At 70.4% G+C, this 17,538-nt stretch carries 18 protein-coding genes and 1 pseudogene; 1 reads left to right on the top strand and 18 read right to left on the bottom strand.

Features of this window, described 5'->3' with window-relative positions:
- Positions 1–60: 60 nt before the first annotated feature.
- The 12 genes and pseudogenes from ACEZDG_RS14750 to ACEZDG_RS14695 form a co-directional block, all read right to left on the bottom strand.
- Positions 61–291, bottom strand: coding sequence for a hypothetical protein (locus ACEZDG_RS14750; protein WP_380508322.1), 231 nt, complete (start codon positions 289–291; stop codon positions 61–63).
- 181 nt (positions 292–472) lie between these two features.
- Positions 473–907: a hypothetical protein gene (locus tag ACEZDG_RS14745; protein ID WP_380508319.1), complete on the bottom strand. Its 435-nt coding sequence runs from the start codon at positions 905–907 to the stop codon at positions 473–475.
- Positions 908–1,027: 120 nt separating this feature from the next.
- Entirely contained in the window at positions 1,028–2,254 is a 1,227-nt protein-coding gene (locus ACEZDG_RS14740) for a helix-turn-helix domain-containing protein (RefSeq protein ID WP_380508316.1), read from the bottom strand.
- 218 nt (positions 2,255–2,472) lie between these two features.
- Positions 2,473–2,790: a hypothetical protein gene (locus ACEZDG_RS14735; protein ID WP_380508314.1), complete on the bottom strand. Its 318-nt coding sequence runs from the start codon at positions 2,788–2,790 to the stop codon at positions 2,473–2,475.
- 196 nt (positions 2,791–2,986) lie between these two features.
- Positions 2,987–5,002: a hypothetical protein gene (locus tag ACEZDG_RS14730; RefSeq protein ID WP_380508311.1), complete on the bottom strand. Its 2,016-nt coding sequence runs from the start codon at positions 5,000–5,002 to the stop codon at positions 2,987–2,989.
- An 11-nt stretch (positions 5,003–5,013) separates the two neighbouring features.
- On the bottom strand, positions 5,014–5,355 hold the full coding sequence (locus ACEZDG_RS14725; RefSeq protein ID WP_380508308.1) for a hypothetical protein: 342 nt from the start codon (positions 5,353–5,355) through the stop codon (positions 5,014–5,016).
- Positions 5,345–5,824: a hypothetical protein gene (locus ACEZDG_RS14720; protein WP_380508306.1), complete on the bottom strand. Its 480-nt coding sequence runs from the start codon at positions 5,822–5,824 to the stop codon at positions 5,345–5,347. Before ACEZDG_RS14720 ends, ACEZDG_RS14725 begins: the two co-directional genes overlap by 11 nt.
- Positions 5,824–6,183 carry a hypothetical protein gene (locus ACEZDG_RS14715; RefSeq protein WP_380508303.1) on the bottom strand — a complete coding sequence of 120 codons (360 nt, stop codon included), beginning with the start codon at positions 6,181–6,183 and terminating at the stop codon, positions 5,824–5,826. Before ACEZDG_RS14715 ends, ACEZDG_RS14720 begins: the two co-directional genes overlap by 1 nt.
- A 361-nt stretch (positions 6,184–6,544) precedes the next feature.
- Positions 6,545–7,096: pseudogene (locus ACEZDG_RS14710) on the bottom strand (GH25 family lysozyme); the annotation flags it as partial.
- Between the two features lie 16 nt (positions 7,097–7,112).
- Positions 7,113–7,850 carry a C1 family peptidase gene (locus ACEZDG_RS14705; RefSeq protein ID WP_380508300.1) on the bottom strand — a complete coding sequence of 246 codons (738 nt, stop codon included), beginning with the start codon at positions 7,848–7,850 and terminating at the stop codon, positions 7,113–7,115.
- 64 nt (positions 7,851–7,914) lie between these two features.
- On the bottom strand, positions 7,915–8,442 hold the full coding sequence (locus ACEZDG_RS14700) for a hypothetical protein (RefSeq protein WP_380508297.1): 528 nt from the start codon (positions 8,440–8,442) through the stop codon (positions 7,915–7,917).
- Positions 8,443–8,459: 17 nt separating this feature from the next.
- On the bottom strand, positions 8,460–11,318 hold the full coding sequence (locus tag ACEZDG_RS14695; RefSeq protein WP_380508295.1) for a hypothetical protein: 2,859 nt from the start codon (positions 11,316–11,318) through the stop codon (positions 8,460–8,462).
- A gap of 98 nt (positions 11,319–11,416) precedes the next feature.
- On the opposite strand from ACEZDG_RS14695, the gene ACEZDG_RS14690 reads away from it, so the two are divergent.
- Positions 11,417–11,722, top strand: a complete 306-nt coding sequence (locus ACEZDG_RS14690) for a hypothetical protein (protein ID WP_380508292.1) — start codon at positions 11,417–11,419, stop codon at positions 11,720–11,722.
- 3 nt (positions 11,723–11,725) lie between these two features.
- On the opposite strand, the gene ACEZDG_RS14685 is transcribed toward ACEZDG_RS14690, so the two are convergent.
- The 6 genes from ACEZDG_RS14685 to ACEZDG_RS14660 are packed head-to-tail and all read right to left on the bottom strand — an operon-like array spanning position 11,726 to position 17,522.
- On the bottom strand, positions 11,726–15,061 hold the full coding sequence (locus ACEZDG_RS14685) for a phage tail tape measure protein (RefSeq protein ID WP_380508289.1): 3,336 nt from the start codon (positions 15,059–15,061) through the stop codon (positions 11,726–11,728).
- Positions 15,062–15,104: 43 nt separating this feature from the next.
- Positions 15,105–15,590, bottom strand: coding sequence for a hypothetical protein (locus tag ACEZDG_RS14680; RefSeq protein ID WP_380508286.1), 486 nt, complete (start codon positions 15,588–15,590; stop codon positions 15,105–15,107).
- On the bottom strand, positions 15,583–15,747 hold the full coding sequence (locus tag ACEZDG_RS14675) for a hypothetical protein (protein ID WP_380508283.1): 165 nt from the start codon (positions 15,745–15,747) through the stop codon (positions 15,583–15,585). Before ACEZDG_RS14675 ends, ACEZDG_RS14680 begins: the two co-directional genes overlap by 8 nt.
- A gap of 32 nt (positions 15,748–15,779) precedes the next feature.
- Entirely contained in the window at positions 15,780–16,232 is a 453-nt protein-coding gene (locus ACEZDG_RS14670) for a hypothetical protein (protein ID WP_380508281.1), read from the bottom strand.
- Positions 16,232–17,197, bottom strand: a complete 966-nt coding sequence (locus ACEZDG_RS14665; protein WP_380508278.1) for a phage tail tube protein — start codon at positions 17,195–17,197, stop codon at positions 16,232–16,234. The genes ACEZDG_RS14670 and ACEZDG_RS14665 overlap by 1 nt, the downstream gene beginning before the upstream one ends.
- Before the next feature lies 1 nt (position 17,198).
- Complete coding sequence (locus tag ACEZDG_RS14660; protein WP_380508276.1) at positions 17,199–17,522, bottom strand: hypothetical protein; 324 nt, start codon at positions 17,520–17,522, stop codon at positions 17,199–17,201.
- Positions 17,523–17,538 lie beyond the last annotated feature (16 nt).

Below are 17,538 nucleotides of genomic sequence, written 5' to 3'. Positions count from 1 at the left end.
GAGCCGCGCGCTCCTGGTGCGCGGCTCGGCGCGAGGTCATGACCACGACGGGACGGACGCTCAGCGACCGCCGCGCTGGCCCCGCAGGATCGCCGCCCGGGCCTGTGCGCGCCATTGTCCGACCCGCACCTTGGCCCTGGCGTCGCACCCCGCGCATCGCAGGACTGTCGCGCCGCATCCGGTGTCGCCATGGATCTCGGCGACGACCCGGGCCCCCGAGGTCCACTCCTGGCAGACGCTGCAGTAGCCGGTCTGGGTCGCGTCCGGCGGCGGGGTGTCGATGTCGATCATTCGGCGCTCCCGGCGAGTCCGGCCATCGCGTCCCGCGTGATTTCCATGGCAGCTATGAGCCGGGCGTAGCAGTCGGGGTGGTCCAAGGCCGCACGGGGACTGGCTGGATCCTGGGGGCGGACAGCGACGACCCGGCCGCTGGTGGGTTCGGGGCAGTAGCCGCAGACCCGCGTCCCGGAGCTCACGACGCGCCTCTGATGGTTGCCAGGGCGTCCAGTAGGGCCTGCGGGTCGTGCAGTGCGCCGGAGCCGTCGGGCGGAGTGTCCCAGTACGAGTGGGTGCGCTGTATGCGGGATGGCACCGGTACCCAGAGCCACGCTTCCGCGCCGAGGCAGGCCGCCTCCTTGTCGGCCGGCCAGACGGCGGCGGTGCCGGGCGGCACGAGGAAGTACGTAGTGCCGTTGTCGGCATCCGAGAACACTGGTCCGCTGCTGGCCCCGAGGGCGGCGCGCATCCGGTCGCCGAGGGCGAGTCTGACCTTGACGGCGTCGAAGAGGACCCCGGCCGGAATCATGGCGATCTCGTCAGGGTGCTGGACCCACCAGTTGTAGGCGTGCTCCGGGGTGGGGTCGGCCTGGGAGAGCCATTCGACGGGAGAGAGCTGTTCGACGGGCACGGCACGATCTCCTCACTGCACTGTTACTGCCTGTGAGGAGATCGTGCCGCTTCGTGCAGCCTGCAACCGCACACATTGTGCGGGGTGAAAAACCGTCAAAACCCTTGACAGGGACGTGCGTCAGACCCCAGCCCAGCGGGCGAAGCCCGTCACCGAATCATCCGCGTGCCGGTCCGCGCGCTGCAGCGCCTCGGCCGTGGACCGCACCGACGGGTGGAACCGCGTGTGGTTGGGGGCGATCTGCCGCGCCTTCTGCAGCGACACCAGCGCCTGCCTGCGATCCCCCGTCGCCAACTGTGCCGCTGACAGGTCGATGAAGTGGTGCGACCTGCGCTCCGCAGGCAGATCCACCGGCGGCTCCCAAGCCGCTCCCTGGTCGCCCCAGTCCGTGAGCCGGTTCAGTGCCCAGCTTGCGGAGTTCGTGTCCATGCCGATATGGACCTCGTGGATCCGCAGGTTCGACGGACCGAACGACGTCTCGTAGAACACCCCGTCGCGGTCTCCGGAGGCCGCTGCGATCTCAGCCGCTTCCTCCAGCTCCCGCATCGCGCCGTCCGCGTTTCCCTGCCGGGCCCGCATGACCGCGCGCTTCAGCACGATCGCTCCCAGCAGTCCGCGGCTCGTGTCGTCCCAGTGCGCCCCCTGGATACTCCGCAGCTTCCCCTCCAGCTCCGTGGCGAGGAGGTTCGCCGCCTTCCAGGTGCCCTGCCGCAGCATCGCCCCCAGTCGCAGGTAGCCGGCCATCAGCGGCATGTAGGGGTCGCCGGAGCGCTCGGATGCCCACTGGATCCGCTCGATCGTCGCGATCGACAGGTCCTGGTAACCGAGCTTGTGGGCCACGCTGTTCGCCGCCCGGTACGCCAGGGCCAGGTTCCAGAACGCCCGCTCGGAGACGTCCCCCTCGGTCTCCAGGGCGGTGTGGGTGAGCTCGTTCAGCAGCCCGGGCAGCAGCGGCCCGATCGGCGCGTACTGGCCGTCCTGGCGCATTTTGGAGACCTGCTGGACCTCCGAGGCCAGGACCGCGAGAGGCCGGACGCCGATGACGAGGTCCTCAGGGGAGTCGTAGGCGAGCATGATGCGCCGCAGCTGCGGGATGACGGCGTGGACCTGGTCCTCGGTCTCGGTGCCGTTGAGGTACGGCTGCCCGTTCAGGTGCTCGGCGCCGATGTCGAGGGCCTTGGCGAGCTGGACGATGAGCGCCGGCGTCGGGTTGCGGTCGCCACGCTCGATCTTCTCCAGCAGGCTGGTGCTGATGGCGACCTCGCTGGCGAGGCCCTCCACAGTGCGATGCCGCATCTTCCGCGCGGTGCGGATGCGCGCACCGATCGCTTTGTCGGTGGTGGTCATTCTCTACTCCTGCGGGCCGAGGGTCGCTACTCGCAGCGTAAGGCGGTCGTGAGCCGTTTGTTGGCGGGTCGAGGTGAATTCTTCGTTGCTGCTGCGGAGCATCCCGGGCGCGTGCTGGCCCGGGCAGCGATTGTGTGTCCGACCCGGTGACACCGAGCCTAGGGCGCGACGAACCGCCCCCGCTCGGCGCGAGGCCGAGCGGGGGCGGGGGCGGGTCGTCAAGGGTGGGTGCTGGGCCGGGCAGGCTGCTGGCGGCGGATGATGCGCATGCAGGCCGGGTCCCACCAGTACGTCCGGTAGTGGGTGTCCCGGGTTCGGTCGAGTTCGATGGCGACCTGGTAGGCCGTGCGTCCGTCGGGGTACCGATGCCGGGCCCGCACGACGGCGCTCCGCCACCGGCCCTCGGTGTAGATCCACAGCATCGGCGCACCCATGTTGGGGAAGACGAAGACGTCCGCCTTCGGATCGCCCTGCCGCCACGGCCGCGCCTGCACGGCCTCGGACGGCGCGGCCTCCTCGGGCCCTGGATCAGCCATGATGCGACCTTACAGCGCAAGCCCCCGCCCAGCGCGGGGCCGGGCGGGGGTGTAGGTGTTGGTGGAGGCCCTGGGATTCAATCCCAACCCGGGAGCACGGGGTTCGCGCGGGCCCCCTCGGACTGCCCGGTGATCGACCGGGCTGTGCTCCGTCCCGAGGCCACACTAGCCGTCCGACCGGGTCGGCCCGACGGGATTACACGGTGTACCAGAGGCTGCTGGTGGCCTGCAGGGTGATGGCGGCCCACTGGGCCACGGTCTTGGTCGCGGCCCCGTCGATGAGCTGGCCGCCGGCGGCGGGAGCGACGGTGACGGTGTGGGCGGTCAGGTTCTTGATCGTGATCCGCTTCCGGGCCGGGAACGAGAGGGCGGTGGGCAGCGTCTGGGTGGAGTCGGCGGAGGCGTCGACGAGGACGACTTCGTCGAGGAACGAGAGCGTGTAGTTGCCCGTAACGGTGGTCGCGGTGCCGTGGGCGTCGATGATGTCGAACCCGGGTGGCCCGTCCAGGATCAGGCCGGCGCGTGCGGGTGATCCGCCGAGGACGATCTCGCCGGCGGCGGCGCCCATGTCGTTGCCGTTGCTCCTGTCCCCGAACCTGGGGGTCGACGTCTCCGTGTCGATGCGCAGGTACATGGTGGGGCCGATGCCGTCGGAGCCCTTGCCGATGACCAGGACCAGGACAGTGCAGGCCTCGATCGACACGAGGGACCCGGTGATGGAGTGGACCGCGCCGACGGACCCGTAGTAGTTCCCGACCGGGCACAGCGCGGCCCAGCAGTACAGGATCCGCAGGGCGGTGATGTCGGTGTGCTCGGTGGCGTAGACGCCGAAGGTGTAGCCGCCGCCGATGGTGCCGTTGCGGATCACGGACATGTCGTTGTTGCCGTCGGCGGGCATCGACAGGCCGATGCTGTAGCCGCCGCCGAAGGCCGCGAACGTCGCGTAGTCGCCCCGCGCCACCGAGCCGGTCGTCCCTATGTAGAAGTCGTGGACCTGGGCGTTGGCGATGCCGTCCAGCCCGAGGGCCTCGTAGGTCAGGCCGGTCTTGCTGTGGGTGGTCAGGATCGACCCGGTGAAGTCGAGGAACAGGTTGGAGAAGGTGTCGCCGCGGCCGTAGCCGTGGGGCTGGGTGGGGCCGCCGATCACGCAGGGGTTGCCGTCGGAGCCGATCAGGTCGCCCTGGGCGTTCTGGTTGGCGAAGACCCCGAACGAGACGATGGTGGCGCCGGTGATGTTCGGGGCGGTCTGGGACCACAGCTCCAGGCCGGCGGAGTTGCCGGCGTGCTCCCACAGGCAGGTGACCTTGGGGCCGGTGGCGGGGATGACGGGCAGCGGGATCTGCGCGCACCCCAGGGTGCTGCCGCCGGTGACGAACTGCCCGGCGACGACGTAGAAATGCCCCGCCGGCGGGATGGGGACGTAGACCTTGAACTCGTAGGAGTGCGCAAGGGCGTAGGCGGTGCCGTCGGTCAGGCACAGGCGGAACGCGGGGGTGTCGTCGGTGCCCCACAGGAACGTCGCGCCGCTGACGGTGGTCCCGGCCGGGGCCGACAGCAGGACCTGGGTCGCGGACACGTAGGTCAGGGTGCCGGTGACCGCGTCGCCGCTGGCCGAGGCCCCGTGCAGGAGGTAGGACTTGCCGTTGGTGTTGCTCGGGGTGAACGCGGCGGTGGCCGACGTCGCCACGGCGGAGCCCGAGGTGACGCTGAGGTCCGTGACCCACCGACCGTCGCCGACCGCCCCGCCGTGGACGACGGCGTCGAAGACCCAGGGCTCGGCGGAACCCGACCCGGGGTCGCCCTTGTCGCCCTTCGGCCCCGGGTCGCCCTGCGGCCCGGGCGGCCCCGGGACGACCAGGTAGTCCCCGTCCAGCGGGGCGACCTGGATCACCTCGGACAGGTCCACCGGCCCGGACCCGGTCAGGAGCGCGAAGTTGAACGGGTCCACGGTCGCGCCGACCAGCTCGAAGGAAACGGACCAGTTCCAGGAGTTGGCCTCGGGCTGGATACCGGTGCTGTCGGTGGGCGGCAGCGCGATGGAGAACGAGCCGAAGCTGTCCAGCTTCAGCTTCATCTTCCCGACGATGATCTTCTTGTCGGCGGGGTCGACCAGGACCCCGCAGTTCGGCGCGAAGACTACGTACCCCTGTGCCGGGGTCTTGGTGTCCGGCAGGGGAACGGTGCCGGTGACGGTCTCCAGGGCGAGCGCCATGTCAGCTCCTGTCAGCCGATGGAGTGCGGGATCAGTTCGTCCGGGATGGGCTCGGGGTCCAGGCCGGCCTGGAGCAGGCGACGGTTCTGCCGGCGGATGATGCGCATGGCCAGTCGAAGGAGCTCGACCAGGCGGGACTCGCGGCGCTCGCCCTCGGCCAGGCGCTCGGTGTACTCGGTGTGCAGCGCTGGCGAGATCGTCAGCTCCGGCGCTGGGCCGGGTGCGGGCGGCGTGACGTGCCGTTGGACTTCGGTTGCGGTGGTGCTGGCGCCTCGGGACTGCAGGAAGCTGAAGACGCCGGTGACCGCGCCGCAGACGGCGACGACGACCAGGGCGACGGTGTCAGCCCCCATGCTGTGGCCCCTTGCCTCGCATCGCGCGGATCGTGGCGCGGGGCAGCTCGACCCAGCCGGAGACGATGACGAACCCCCCGACCTCCGAGAGCCAGGCGATGGCCGAGCCCCAGACGGGTTGGTAGGCGCCCGTGTACCAGGCGACCGCGTAGGCGGCGCCCCACAGGGCGGGCGGGATGCTGATGCAGACGTAGCCGATCGTGTCGATCAAGGCCCCCCGTCGTAGTCCGGCAGTGATGGCCAGGAGGCCGGCCGCGATCCACAGCCAGCCCCAGAAGGGGATGGGTGCGACGCGGGTCAGGATCGCGATGCCGCGGCTGGTGCCGTAGCGGGCGTTGACGGTGATGCTGGCGCCGTAGCCGACCCACCCGGAGCCGAGGGTCAGCAGGTAGCCCCCGCGGCGGCCGAGGTGGTGAAGCAGTCGCCGCGGCCCGGCGAGCAGCTGCCGCGTGGCCGCCGCGGGGGACATCAGGCTGCCTTGGTGAGGTCGGCCTGGGTCACCGGTGCGGTGACCTGGGTGCGGGTGAACATCGCCAGGACGGCGGTGGCCAGGGACATCAGCAGGGCCTGGTGGTCGGCGTCGAGGTGCAGGCCGAAGCCGACGGCCAGGGCGACGAAGGCCTGGATGAAGCCGAGGATCGCGGCGTTCACGCCGTCGCGGGTGGACAGGGCGATCAGCAGACCGAGGACCGCCGCGGCGGCGGCGTTGATGACGGCCTGCTGGTCCACCGATACGTGGAACAGGAACGCGGAGATGAACTTGACGATCACGGCGACCAGGGCGAGCCAGAGCACGGGCTCGCGGCCGAAGATCAGCTTGGGGGACATGGGTGCCTCTCTGGTGTCAGGAACTGTCAGGGACTGGAGGGACTCAGGCGACGGTGAAGTGGTGCTTCTTGCCGAGCGCGGTCAGGGAGGCGCGGCCGGGGATGCCGTTGGCGTCGGCGCCGGTGTAGTGGTCGCGGCGCTGCAGGGCGGCGTAGGCGGCGACGGTCTGGGTGCCGAAGCTTCCGTCGGCCCAGTGGGCGGCCAGGAGGCCCTCGGCGACCAGGGCGTTCTCGACTGTCAGGACCTCGGTCCGGTAGGTCGTGTGGCCCTGCGGCGCGCTGGGGTCGGCCTTGGCCGCGGCGATGACGTGCGCCAGGTGCACCACCGGGAGGGCCGGGGGTGCGGGCGGGGTCGGGCCGCCGGCCCAGTGCGCCATGTCGGCCACGGAGGACCAGTTGGCGACGTTGCGGTCCGTGCCTGCGGTCTCGCCGTACTGGTGGATGATCCACGGGGCCTGGACCCGCGGGTGGCCGGGTGCGGCGCTGGGGTCGGCGATCCACAGGCCGTCGCCGGCGTTCGAGGTGGTGTCGTGGTTGAGCCAGTAGTCCCGGTTGCAGTACAGGATCACCTTGTGGTCCGGGCGCAGCCGCTTGACCGCGGCGAGGAACTGGTCCTTCTCCGTGCAGCTGGCGTGGGTGCCGACCTCGGTGGTCTCCCAGTCGCAGGCCAGGATGTCGCCGGCCACCGACGGCGCCTGGGTGACGAAGTACTGGGCCTGCTGGTCGATGTTGCCGGGCCACAGGAAGTGGTAGAAGCCGACAACGAGGCCCTGCTGGCGTGCCCGGTTGGCCTGGGCGGCGGCCTTGGCGTTGACCTTGGTGTGGCCCTCGGTCGCCTTGGCGATCATGAAGCCGAGGCCTTTGATGGCGGGGCTGGCGGACTGGAAGTCCGAGACGTCGATGCCCTGGAGCATGGTGTGTCCTTCCGGGTCAGGCGGCGAGGGCGAGGGGCTGGACGACGTCGCCGCCCTGCTTGAGGAGCAGCGCGAAGTCCGCCCAGCTCAGCCAGCAGTGGCCGTTGTCGCCCCAGCCGGTGCCCCAGGAGTTCCGCAGGCGGATGCGGCGGTTCTTGGTGTCGTTGGCGACGACGCACAGCTGGTGGCCGCCGGCGACGCCGGAGGACTCGACGACGTGGATGGTGCCGTCCGCGTCGGGGGTGAACATCGACTGGTACCAGCGGACACCGATCGAGATGGCGCCCTTGTTGAGCATGATCAGGGCGGTGCGCAGGGAGCGGGTGTGGTGCCAGCCGCTGATCAGGCCGAGCTTGACCAGGGTGGTCATGGACCAGGCCCCGGTGGAGCCGGTGTCGTTGGGCGGGTAGTGCCCGGGGATCTGGGAGTCGTCCAGGCGCGTCTCGAGCTCGTACCCGGACAGGATCACGGCCTGGGTGACCGGGGTCTGGCCGGCCTTGCCGAGGGGCGCGGTGACCAGGCAGCCGTACCCGGCGTTCATGGTGCAGTCGCCGACCTTGCCCTGGTCGAACGGGTCCTGGACCTCCGTGTGGTCGACGTCGAGGATCGGCTCCAGCTCGTCGACGATGGCGGCGAACTCGGCCACCAGGGTGTCGAGCATCTGGTGCCGCCCCAGCCGGTAGAGGTTGTCCGGGTGTTCGGGCAGCAGGCGGAACGCCTGGGTGTCGGCGTCGGCGGTGGTCGCGGTGAGCATGCGGGTCTCCTTCGGGCATGACGAAGCCCCGGACCGGATGGTCGCGGGGCGGGCGGTGAGCTGGTCAGAGGGCGTGGACCCACTTGGCGGAGAACTGGGTGAGGGCCACCACGGTGTTCAGGGCGACGCCGGAGCGCTGGACGGCGACGATCTCGATGAAGTCGGTGGTGCCGTTGCACGCGACCAGGGGTGCGCGGACGGGGACACCGGTGCTGTCGGACGCGGTCGCGGCCGGTCCGGAGACCTGGGCGATCGTGGTGCCGTTCTTCTGGATCAGGGCGAGCCTGTCGCCGGTCGCGTTCGCCGCCGCCTGGTACACCGCGTCGATCTCGTAGTAGCCCGGGACCTGCGGGGTGTACTTGGTGGGTGCGCCCGCGGCCCAGCCGCCGTAGGTGTCGATCGGCGGGGCGGGCCAGGTGAGGGTGATCAGCGACCCGGTGGCGATGGACTGCACGGCCGTCTGGGCGGTGGAGAAGATCGGCACGTTGAGGAAGAACGTCATCGGGTCGCGGATCTGGGCGTCGAGCAGGGCCATGTTGCCGATGTCGCCGACGGCCCAGTTGTAGGGGATGGGAACAGCGAGGCCGCCCACGGTGCCCTCCGGAGTGGTTAGTAGGAGACGCGGGGGCTGGTGTCCGAGAGCGTGGCCCCGGCGTCCAGGGAGGCCGGGAACCCGGCCAGGGTGCTGGCGGGCATGCTGTAGCCGCCCGGGAGGGGCTGGCAGACCGTCAGGCCGCTCGCGTGGGTGCTGGTCAGGTTCGCGGTCAGGGTGACCACGACCGAGGTGTAGCCCGCCGTAGTGGCCCCCACCGATTTGACGGTGACGTTCTCGGCCGCCGCGGTGCCGTACCCGACCGTCAGGACCGTCCCGACGGGCAGCACGGCTGCGGCGGCGTTGAGCGCGGCGCCGGTCAGCGGGCCCAGGGTGATGGTGTTGGTGCCCGCGGTGGCGACGGCCTGCAGGGTGCTGTGCAGGGACGCGATGATCCACCAGCCCAGGTACGGGGTGGCTGCGGACAGCTGCGAGGTCAGCTGCAGGCGCCCGGTGTCGTCGCCCTTCCAGGAGATCTGCTCGACGAACGTCTCGACCTGGATGGTGTTGGGGCTGCCGTTGGGCCGGCGCATGAGCCGGGCCCGGGAGCCGAACCCGAGCCCCAGGCACGCCGGCCACAGGGCCGCGTTCGCGGACGGGTCGATGACGACCTTGGAGATCCGCGGCTGCGGCTCGGCGTACTGCGAGGCCAGGTAGGAGGCGGCGGCCAGTGCCTCGGCGGGGTCCAGGACGTTGATGGTCCTGGTCTGCGAGGACGCGAAGTACTCCGACTGGGACAGGGCGTTGGCGCCCAGGGCGTCGGGCTGCTGGACCCCGTTGGGCGCGGACTGGTTGGTCACGGCCCAGGTGTTGTAGATGTGGTCCGGGTCCAGGTCGACCTCCACCCCGCCCAGGTACGGGATCTCCCCGGCGCCCGTGTTCTCCCCGAACACGATGTCCGGGGTGAAGTGCAGGTACCTCCAGCGGCGGCCGGCCAGGGTGACCGTTCCGGCGCCGTCGACGTAGGCCTGTCCGGCCTCGCTGTCCGCGCACACCTTCAGCGAGGCGACGGCGTCGTTCCCGGCGACGTTGATCGCGCCCATCGCGGTGGCGGTCCCCAGGGCGGAGAACGCGCCGGTGTACCCGGCCATCGCCAGGATCCGCTGGGCCCGGGCGCCGGAGGACTCCCCCGCCCATCCGGTGGCGAACCCGGTGGCCAGGTCCGGGAACGTGGGCAGCAGGTTGGTGGGCAGCTCGCAGGCGTAGGCCACATCGCCGGTGAACCCCCAGGTGAAGGACTTGTTGATGGGGTTGGCGTTCATGCCGATCGTGTCGACCCGGATCCCGGTGCCGTGCAGGTCGAAGGAGGAGGGGCCGTTGGCGCCGGTGCCGTCGACGTTCAGGCTCAGCAGCATCCCGTCGGCCCGCAGGATGATCACGGCCATGTGCCAGTTCCCGTCGCACACCGGCACCGTGGTGACGTTGGTGGTCACGCTCTGCCCGGCCGCGTTGGCCGCCGAGGCGTTGACGTGGCCGCCGGAGTCGATGTACATCCCGGCCTGGGAGGCGTTGCCGGTCGGGGCGCCCCACCACCACAGGGCCGAGACCTGCCCGGCCGGCGGTGTCGTGCTGGTCCGGAAGCAGATGATCCTGCCCCAGCCCCCGCTGGACGGCGGCCCGTTGGGGGTCGGCAGCTGCAGGAAGGACCCGGCCTGGTTGAAGCCGGTCGGGGCCGGGTTGGTGATCGTGACGACCGGCCCGGGCGCGCCTACGGATCCGGAGCCGGTGACGGCGTTGCCCGCGGTCACGGATCCCGCGCCGAGGGTGCTGTTCCCGATCGTCAGCGCCGGGTGGGCGCTGGTCTGGTCGCGGAACGTCGTGCTGCCGGTGGGTTCGTCCAGCGGGTAGAGCCGGTCCGGGCCCAGCGCCAGCAGCGAGGCCTGCAGGGACTGCTGCAGCACCATCCGCGACAGCCCGGCCAGCGAGTCCACACACGGCACGTCGGCGAACCCTTGCGCGCCCTTCCAGCGCTGCTTGGTCCGCTCGAGGTAGCCGGTCCACAGCGCGTAGGTGGTGCCCGGGTCGGCCCAGGCGGTCGCCGCGCCGGCGAGCTCCACCTGGGCCCCGGTGGCGTAGACCGTGTTCGACACCGCGGTGGTGGCCGCGTTCAGGACCGCGTACCGGAGCCAGACAGCCCCGGCCGGAGCGGTGCCGGTCACGGTCGCCCGCACCCAGGACGGCTGCACGGGCACGGTGACCGCGGCCCCGTCGGTGGTGGTGATCCTGGTGCCGTCCTGCCGGTACCAGGAGATCCGCAGCAGCAGCGACAGCCCCGACGTGCCCCCGGCCAGCGCCGACAGGTACGAGGTGATGGTGAACTGCCGGCCGACGGCCGGCCCCTTGAGGCTCACCACCGGGATGGCGTCCGAGTCGCACGCGGTGCCGAAGCTGGCGTTGTGCGCGCCCAGGCCGAACCCGACCGTCAGCGCGGTGCCGGCGGCGGGGAACGTCCAGGCCACGGCACTGGTGTGGCCGCTGGGCGCCGCCGCGACCGTCGCCAGGGCCAGGGTCCCGGAGATGGGCAGGGCGTCCAGGAGGTCGCTGCCGTTCGCCAGCCCCTTCGGCAGCAGGTTCTGCGACGGCGGCCAGGTCGCCGTCATCCTCGCCAGCCGGTAGGGCCGGATGCTGCCGTAGTAGGGGCCGGACGGGTTGGTGGAGTCGAACATCCCGTCCGTGTTGTCCAGAGTGACGGACATGCTGCCCGAGGCCACGTCGTCCAGCTCGTACTGGCGGCCCGACTGCGTGGCCGTCCAACTGCCCTGCAGCCGGGCCGTCAGGTCCGTCCAGTACGGCGTGGCCGGTTGCGGGCCGCCGGTGTTCCATGCGATCTGGAACGCGATCCGCGGCCAGTTCGCCAGGAGGCCGGGAACAGCCATCGGGAACCTCCTTGCAGGGCAGATCGGCGTCTAGTGGTAGACACCCCCCGCCTGCGGGGCTAGTTTGTCTACTACTAGACGATATGGAGGCGCTTCTGATGAGCGACCGGACTCCGCACCGTGTGACCCCGGACGACGATCCGCTGGTCCACTGGCTGCACGACCCGATCTTCGACTTCGCCACCGAGCCCGAGGCGCTGATGATGCTCGAGGAGCTGGCCGACGAGCTCCGGGTCGCCCGCGAGCAGGTCCGCCACACAACCCGCTACATCGCCGCCGCCGTCCAGGCCGCCCGCGCGCCCGGCCAGGACGGCAAACCGGTGGTCGGCAGCAAGCAGGCGATCATCAACGCGACCGGGCTCGCCCGCCAGACTGTTTACGACCTCCTTGGCGAGTCGACGTAGCCGTCAGCCGCGGACGTAGACCATGCCCGGCTTGGAGTTGCGCCGGTCGAACAGCAGGGCGCGCTCCTGCATCGCTGAGAACAGCAGGTCGTCGTCGAGGTAGACGTTGGTGGTGACCTGGGCCATCTGCGCGGCCTGGCCGCCGGCGCCGGTGGCTCCGGCGGGGGTCAGGGCGCCCAGGCGCGGGAGGGCGGGGACTCCGGCCGCGGTGACCGCCCCGGCCAGCGCGGTTGCGGCGGTGACCGCGTGGTGGGTGCCGGACTCGATCCCGGCTCCCAGGCCCTGGGCCACGAAGTCGCCGATCTCGCTGAAGATCTGCGAGGGGCTGTGGATTTTCAGGGCGTGCTTGATCGTGTCCGCCATCTGCGTAGCGATCTTGTTCATCTGGCGCTGGATCGCGGCTTCCTGCGACTGCAGGCCCTTCACCAGCCCCTGGGCGGAGGCGATCCCCGAGCTGTACATGGAGTTCGCGACCGCTGTGCCGACGCTTCCCGCGGCGGTCTTCGCACTGGTCTGCAGGGCGTTGATCTGCTGCAGCTGGCCCTTGGTGGCGGAGGCGAGGGCCTGGGCGGTGGCGCCGCCCTGGTCGACGCCGGCGGCGGCGATCTGCTGGATCATGTCCGCCGACAGGCCGTTCTTGTGCAGCGTCTGCAGCTCGGCCGCGAAGGCCTGGGCCTTGGTGACCTGGGCCTGCATGTTGGCGATGACCTGGTCGGTCGTCAGTGCGCCGCCGTTGTCCGGGCCGGCCATGACGACCGAGACGGACTGCATGATGCTGCCGGCCACCTGGGCCTGGGTGGATGCCCAGTCCTTCTGCAGCGTCGCCAACTGGCTGTTGGCGGTCTTGAGGCGGGCGGCGACCGCGGTGCGCTGGCCGGCGAGCCGGTTCAGGTCCTGGCCGTCGAGTTTGACCAGGTTCTGCAGCCCGACGTGGCTGTCGGCGCCGAACTGCTCGTAGAGCAGGTTCGAGATCTTGCGGGTCGCGGCCTGGACCTGCGAGGCCGACCCCTCCAGGCCCTGGACCAGGCCGGAGTTGATGTACATCCCGATCTCGGCGAACTTCTTCGACGGGGAGCTGATCCCCAGGAAGGACTTGGCGCTGTTCAGGGCGCCTTCGGCGATGCCCTTCATGCTGGACATCAGGCCGCCGGCGGAGCCGGTTACGCCCTTGATGATGCCCTTGATGATGTCGATGCCGACCTGGTACCAGTGCGACATGAAGCCCTCGACGGTGTGCCAGGCACCGCTGACGGCACTCCCGATCGTGTCCTCGATCTTGCGCATCAGGCCGACCAGGTCGTCCCACGCCGAGGTGATCGGATCGATGATCGCGGATTTCACGTGCGCCCAGGCCAGGGCGGCCGAGGCCGAGATCGCGTGCCACTGGGAGGACAGCCAGCCGCTGACGACGCCCCAGATCCGCACGAGCTCGTGCCAGGTCGCGGTGACCGGCGCGACGATGTAGGTCTGGATCAGCCCCCAGGCCGCACCGGCGTCCTGCTTGATCCCGGCCCAGACCGTCTGGAAGAAGCCCTTGATCCGGTTCCAGACCTGGACGGCGGTGCCGATGATCTGGGTGTGGAAGTGGTTCCAGATCGCCAGCAGCAGCGCGATCGGCGGAGCGAAGATCACCAGCAGCAGGGGCCACCACCGCTTGAAGAATCCGATGATCGAATCCCAGACCTCGGAGGTGACGCGGGTGATCGTCTGCCAGGCTCCGACGATCGGGTCGGCGACGTCGTGCCAGGCGCCGACGAAGAAGTCCGCGACGGAGGACCAGGCCCTGGCCACGGCCGAGGTGATGTCGCCCCAGACCGCTGCCGTCTTGGACGCCACCCAGTCCCAGGCGTCGGCCACGGCCTTGCCGATCGCCAGGGCCACGGTCTTGATCACTGACCAGACCTCGCGCCAGTGCATGATCAGCAGGACGATCACGGCGATGACCGCGGCCACGGCCAGGCCGATCAGCACGATCGGCCACGTCACCGCGGTGCTCGCGGCGGCGGCGGCCCACAGCGCGGCCGTCATCATGGTCAGCGCCACGACCAGGGCGCCCCCGATGACGATCGCCAGGGCCTCGGCGATCGACTTGTGCCGGGTCAGCCAGGTCACCCCGGTGGCCAGGTAGCCGGCCAGCTTGGTGACCACGGGCAGCAGCTGGTTGCCGATCTGGATGCCCATGGCCTGCGTGGAGGCCTTCGCCTCCGCCATGCGCTGGTTGAAAGTTTTCTGCACGTCCGCCCAGCCCTCGATCTGGCCGTGGGCGTCCTTGACGTGGTTCGCGATCCCCTTCGTGTTGGCCTGGAACGTGGCCATGTGCGGGCCGGTCAGCTCCAGTGCGGCCTGCATGCTCTTGGTGCCGCCGACCATCGTGGCCAACGCCCCGATGTACGTCTGCTGGGCCGGCGGGAGCTTGGCCAGCACTTTCTGGTAGGCCGTGGTGTTCTTCGCCGCGTCCTGCAGGTGCTTGATCAACACCGTGCCGGCAGGGCCCATCTTCTTCTGGATGGCGTCGGTCAGCTCGGTCAGTGTGCTGGCCAGCCCTCTTTTGCCGAGGTTCTGGGCGACCTGGACGCTGTTGAGCCCGAGGTCCTTCATCTCGGACGCGGCCTTCGCCGACGGGTTGGACAGCATCCCGATGGTCTGCCGCAGGTACGTCGCGGCGACGGCCGCCGGGGTGCCCTGGGCCGTCATCGTGGCCATGGCGCCCAGGACCTCCTGGATGCCGACGTGCGCGGCCGAGGCGGTCGGCAGGATCGAGGCCATGGAGCCCGCCAAGGCCTCCATGTTGGTCTTGCCCTCGGACTCCGTCGCGATCAGTTCGTTCGTGACGGTGGCGGCCTGGGAGGCGCCCATGTGGTAGGCGTTCAGGCCGGTCGTGACCGCGTCCGTGACCGTGGCCAGATCCGCGGCGCCGACCTTCGCGCCCATCGCGGAGTTCTTCAGGACGGTGAGCGCGTCCGCACCGTGGAACGAGGCGGATTCGACGGTGTAGAGGCCGGAGGTGAGGTCGGTGGTGGACTCCCCGACCTGCCCGGACATGGTCAGGACGCCGTCGCCGACCATCCGCATGTTCCCGGCCAGCTCGCCGGCGCCGGTGCGCACCCTCGTCATCTGGGTCTCGAAGTCGGCGGCCATGTGGACCGTGTGGACGGCCGCGTCGGCCGCAGCGAGGCCGATGCCCGCGATCGCCGCCTTGCCGATCATCCCGGCGCGCGCGAACGTGCCCTGGCTCTCGGCGTCGGCGCCCGCCAGCTCGGCCTTCACGTCCTTGATCGCCGCTTTGACGCCCCTGGAGGACCCCAGGAACTCGATGAAGACGGGAGGGAGCGCACCCACGGGGCACCCCCTCACCGCTATTGAGTTGTCGTGCTGTCAGGACCTACACGGGCCGCCCCAGGACCGCCGCGTACCACTCCTCCGCCCAGACGGGCGCGATCTTCTTCTCGGCCGCCTGCGCGCCGGGCCGGAAGTACGGGTAGCTGCCCTCGATACGGGCCTTGTAGAGGTTCTGCGGACCACCGGCACCGCCGGACATCACGACCGCGGACAGTGCCTGGCCCTTGACGCGGGGCCGCTTGCTGGACCGGATCGAGGCCGCCAGCGCGCCGCTGAGCTTGCCCGGGCCGCCTCGCCTGGACACGTGGTGCGGCGTCAGGTCCAGCGAGACCGCCGGACCGGTCCTGCGCGAGGCGCCGCGGTGGTCCCACCGCGGGCGTGCGCGCATCCGGCCGCGGATCGCGTTGCGCGTCAGCGACTGCGACTTCTTCAGCGCTTTGACCGTGGCCAGGTCGATGCGCCGCTGCATGGCCGTCAGTGCGACCCCCAGGTCCCGGGTCCCCTCCACTCGCATCCCGATGTCATCCATCGGCCGTCTCCCTCGCCTTGTTGGCCTTGGCCTGCTCGATCGCGCCGTCGACCGCGAGGATCCAGTCCAGGCGCGCGGCCGGCAGGTCCATCCAGCTGTCCGGCGGCCCCACGACCTGGCACAGCTGCCAGTCCCGGTAGGCCTCCATCGGCAGCATGTGAGCGGGGTAGTCGAACTTCTCCTCTACCGCTACACGGAGGCGGTAGAGGAGCCGGTAGGGCTCTCCTCATCAGTGGACGGAGACAGGTCCGGACTGCCCGACAGCGCGCCCTTGGCGCACAGCTCCTTCAGCGCCTCGTAGGTGCCGCTGGCCAGGTCCAGCAGCGCGTCCATGCTCACCTCGGCCTCGAAGGACCATCCGGCGACCCGCGAGACGATCAGCCGGTCGTTGAGGTCGTCCAGGAGCGCCATGGCCTCGGGAGTCATCTCCTGGGCCAGCTCCTCGCCGACCGCGTCGTCCAGGTCCTCGACGCTCTTGACGCCGCCTGCCTTCGCCTTGTCGACGACGCCGGCGAACGCCGGGTCCTTCATGAGCTGCATCTGGATCGCCCGCACCGCGCGCTGCAGGCGCTCCGGGACCTCGGCGGAGTCGCGGATGTCCGCCCACTGACCGTTGGGCAGCTTCTTTCGTTCGATCCCCATTACTTGTACGTCCCACTCGGTAGTGCGTTCAGGAGGGTGGCCTTGATCGGCGAGAAGCCGCCGCTCGCGCCGATGTCGGAGGTGTTCGCGGAGGCCTTGAAGGTCAGCGGCAGCTCGATGTAGTCCTTGCCGTAGGAGGGGGTGCCCTCGGTGTAGGCGACCTGCGAGCAGTGCAGGAGCAGGGAGTTCAGCGCGGTCGCGGCGCCCTGGGTGTAGGCGCATTCGAAGGACTGCATGGTCCCGGCCTGGAAGATCAGCCGCTGGGCGGTGGTCTCCATGACGGTGGTGATCTTCCCGTCGACGGAGATGTCGCCGGAGAAGAGCTTGTAGGGGTCCTGGGTGCCGTTGGCGCCGCGGATCGCGGTCACGGGGCGCTTGATCGTCAGTTCGCCGTCGGCGACGAACATCTGCGTCCCGGCGATCTTGTTGGTGACCGACCAGTTCGCGACCGGCTTCGGCGACGCGGTCCAGGACGGGGTCGGCGAGGTGGTGGTCTGGTAGCCCCAGCCGATGCCCTTCGCGCTGTACTGGAAGAACCCGTCGGCGTTCCACTTGAAGCCCAATTCGGACCAGTGGATGCCCGGGTACTGCCAGGTCCCCAGCGGGTCGAAGATGGTCCAGGTCTGCGTGGCCGGCTGGGTGTCGCCGGTGTTCAGGGTGCTGAAGACCCCGGTGTAGGGCGCGGTGGAGCCGGTGACGAGCAGGTCCGGGCACAGGGACGCGAGGGGCCAGCCGATGATGTCGGCCATGACGTCGCCGCCGATGTCCAGGCCCGAGCCCCGGGGGCCCGGGGACTGGCCGTAGTTGTCGACCGCGGACCCGCGCACGCCCTCGTCCGCGATCAAAGCAAGATCGTCTTTCGGCGTCAGGGTCTTCCACGGCACGGACATCGTGGGCGGTACGGGGGTGCCCTCCACGGCTTCCTTGCCCGCCATGAGTACCGCGAGATGTGACGGCTTCGGCATGTCAGGCCTCCTTCCTCGTACGGGTTCGCATGCGGGCGGGTGCGGTGCGCGGGCCCGGGTCAGCCGGGTCGACGGGCGGCAGCGCGGTTCCGCTGCCGTCGCCGGTGATCTCCGTGGCGCCCGTAGCTGGATCGGCCACGGGCTCCATCAGCGGCTGGGCAGCCACCTGGTCCTCGTCCTGCTCCTGCTCGGGCTCGGGGTCGGGCGGGGTCCAGCGGCCGTCGCCCGGGTTGCGGTCCAGTTCGAGGACGTCGCCGGGTTCGGGGGTCAGGCCGAGGGTGGGGTAGTACCGGCCCTCGTCGCCGGTGTACGTGTAGTCGGGCACGGCACTCCTCGCAGGT

Origin of the sequence: Streptacidiphilus alkalitolerans, assembly GCF_042511045.1 — a bacterium.
GTDB lineage: Bacteria > Actinomycetota > Actinomycetes > Streptomycetales > Streptomycetaceae > Streptacidiphilus > Streptacidiphilus alkalitolerans.
This window is presented reverse-complemented; position numbering and strand designations above follow the sequence as displayed.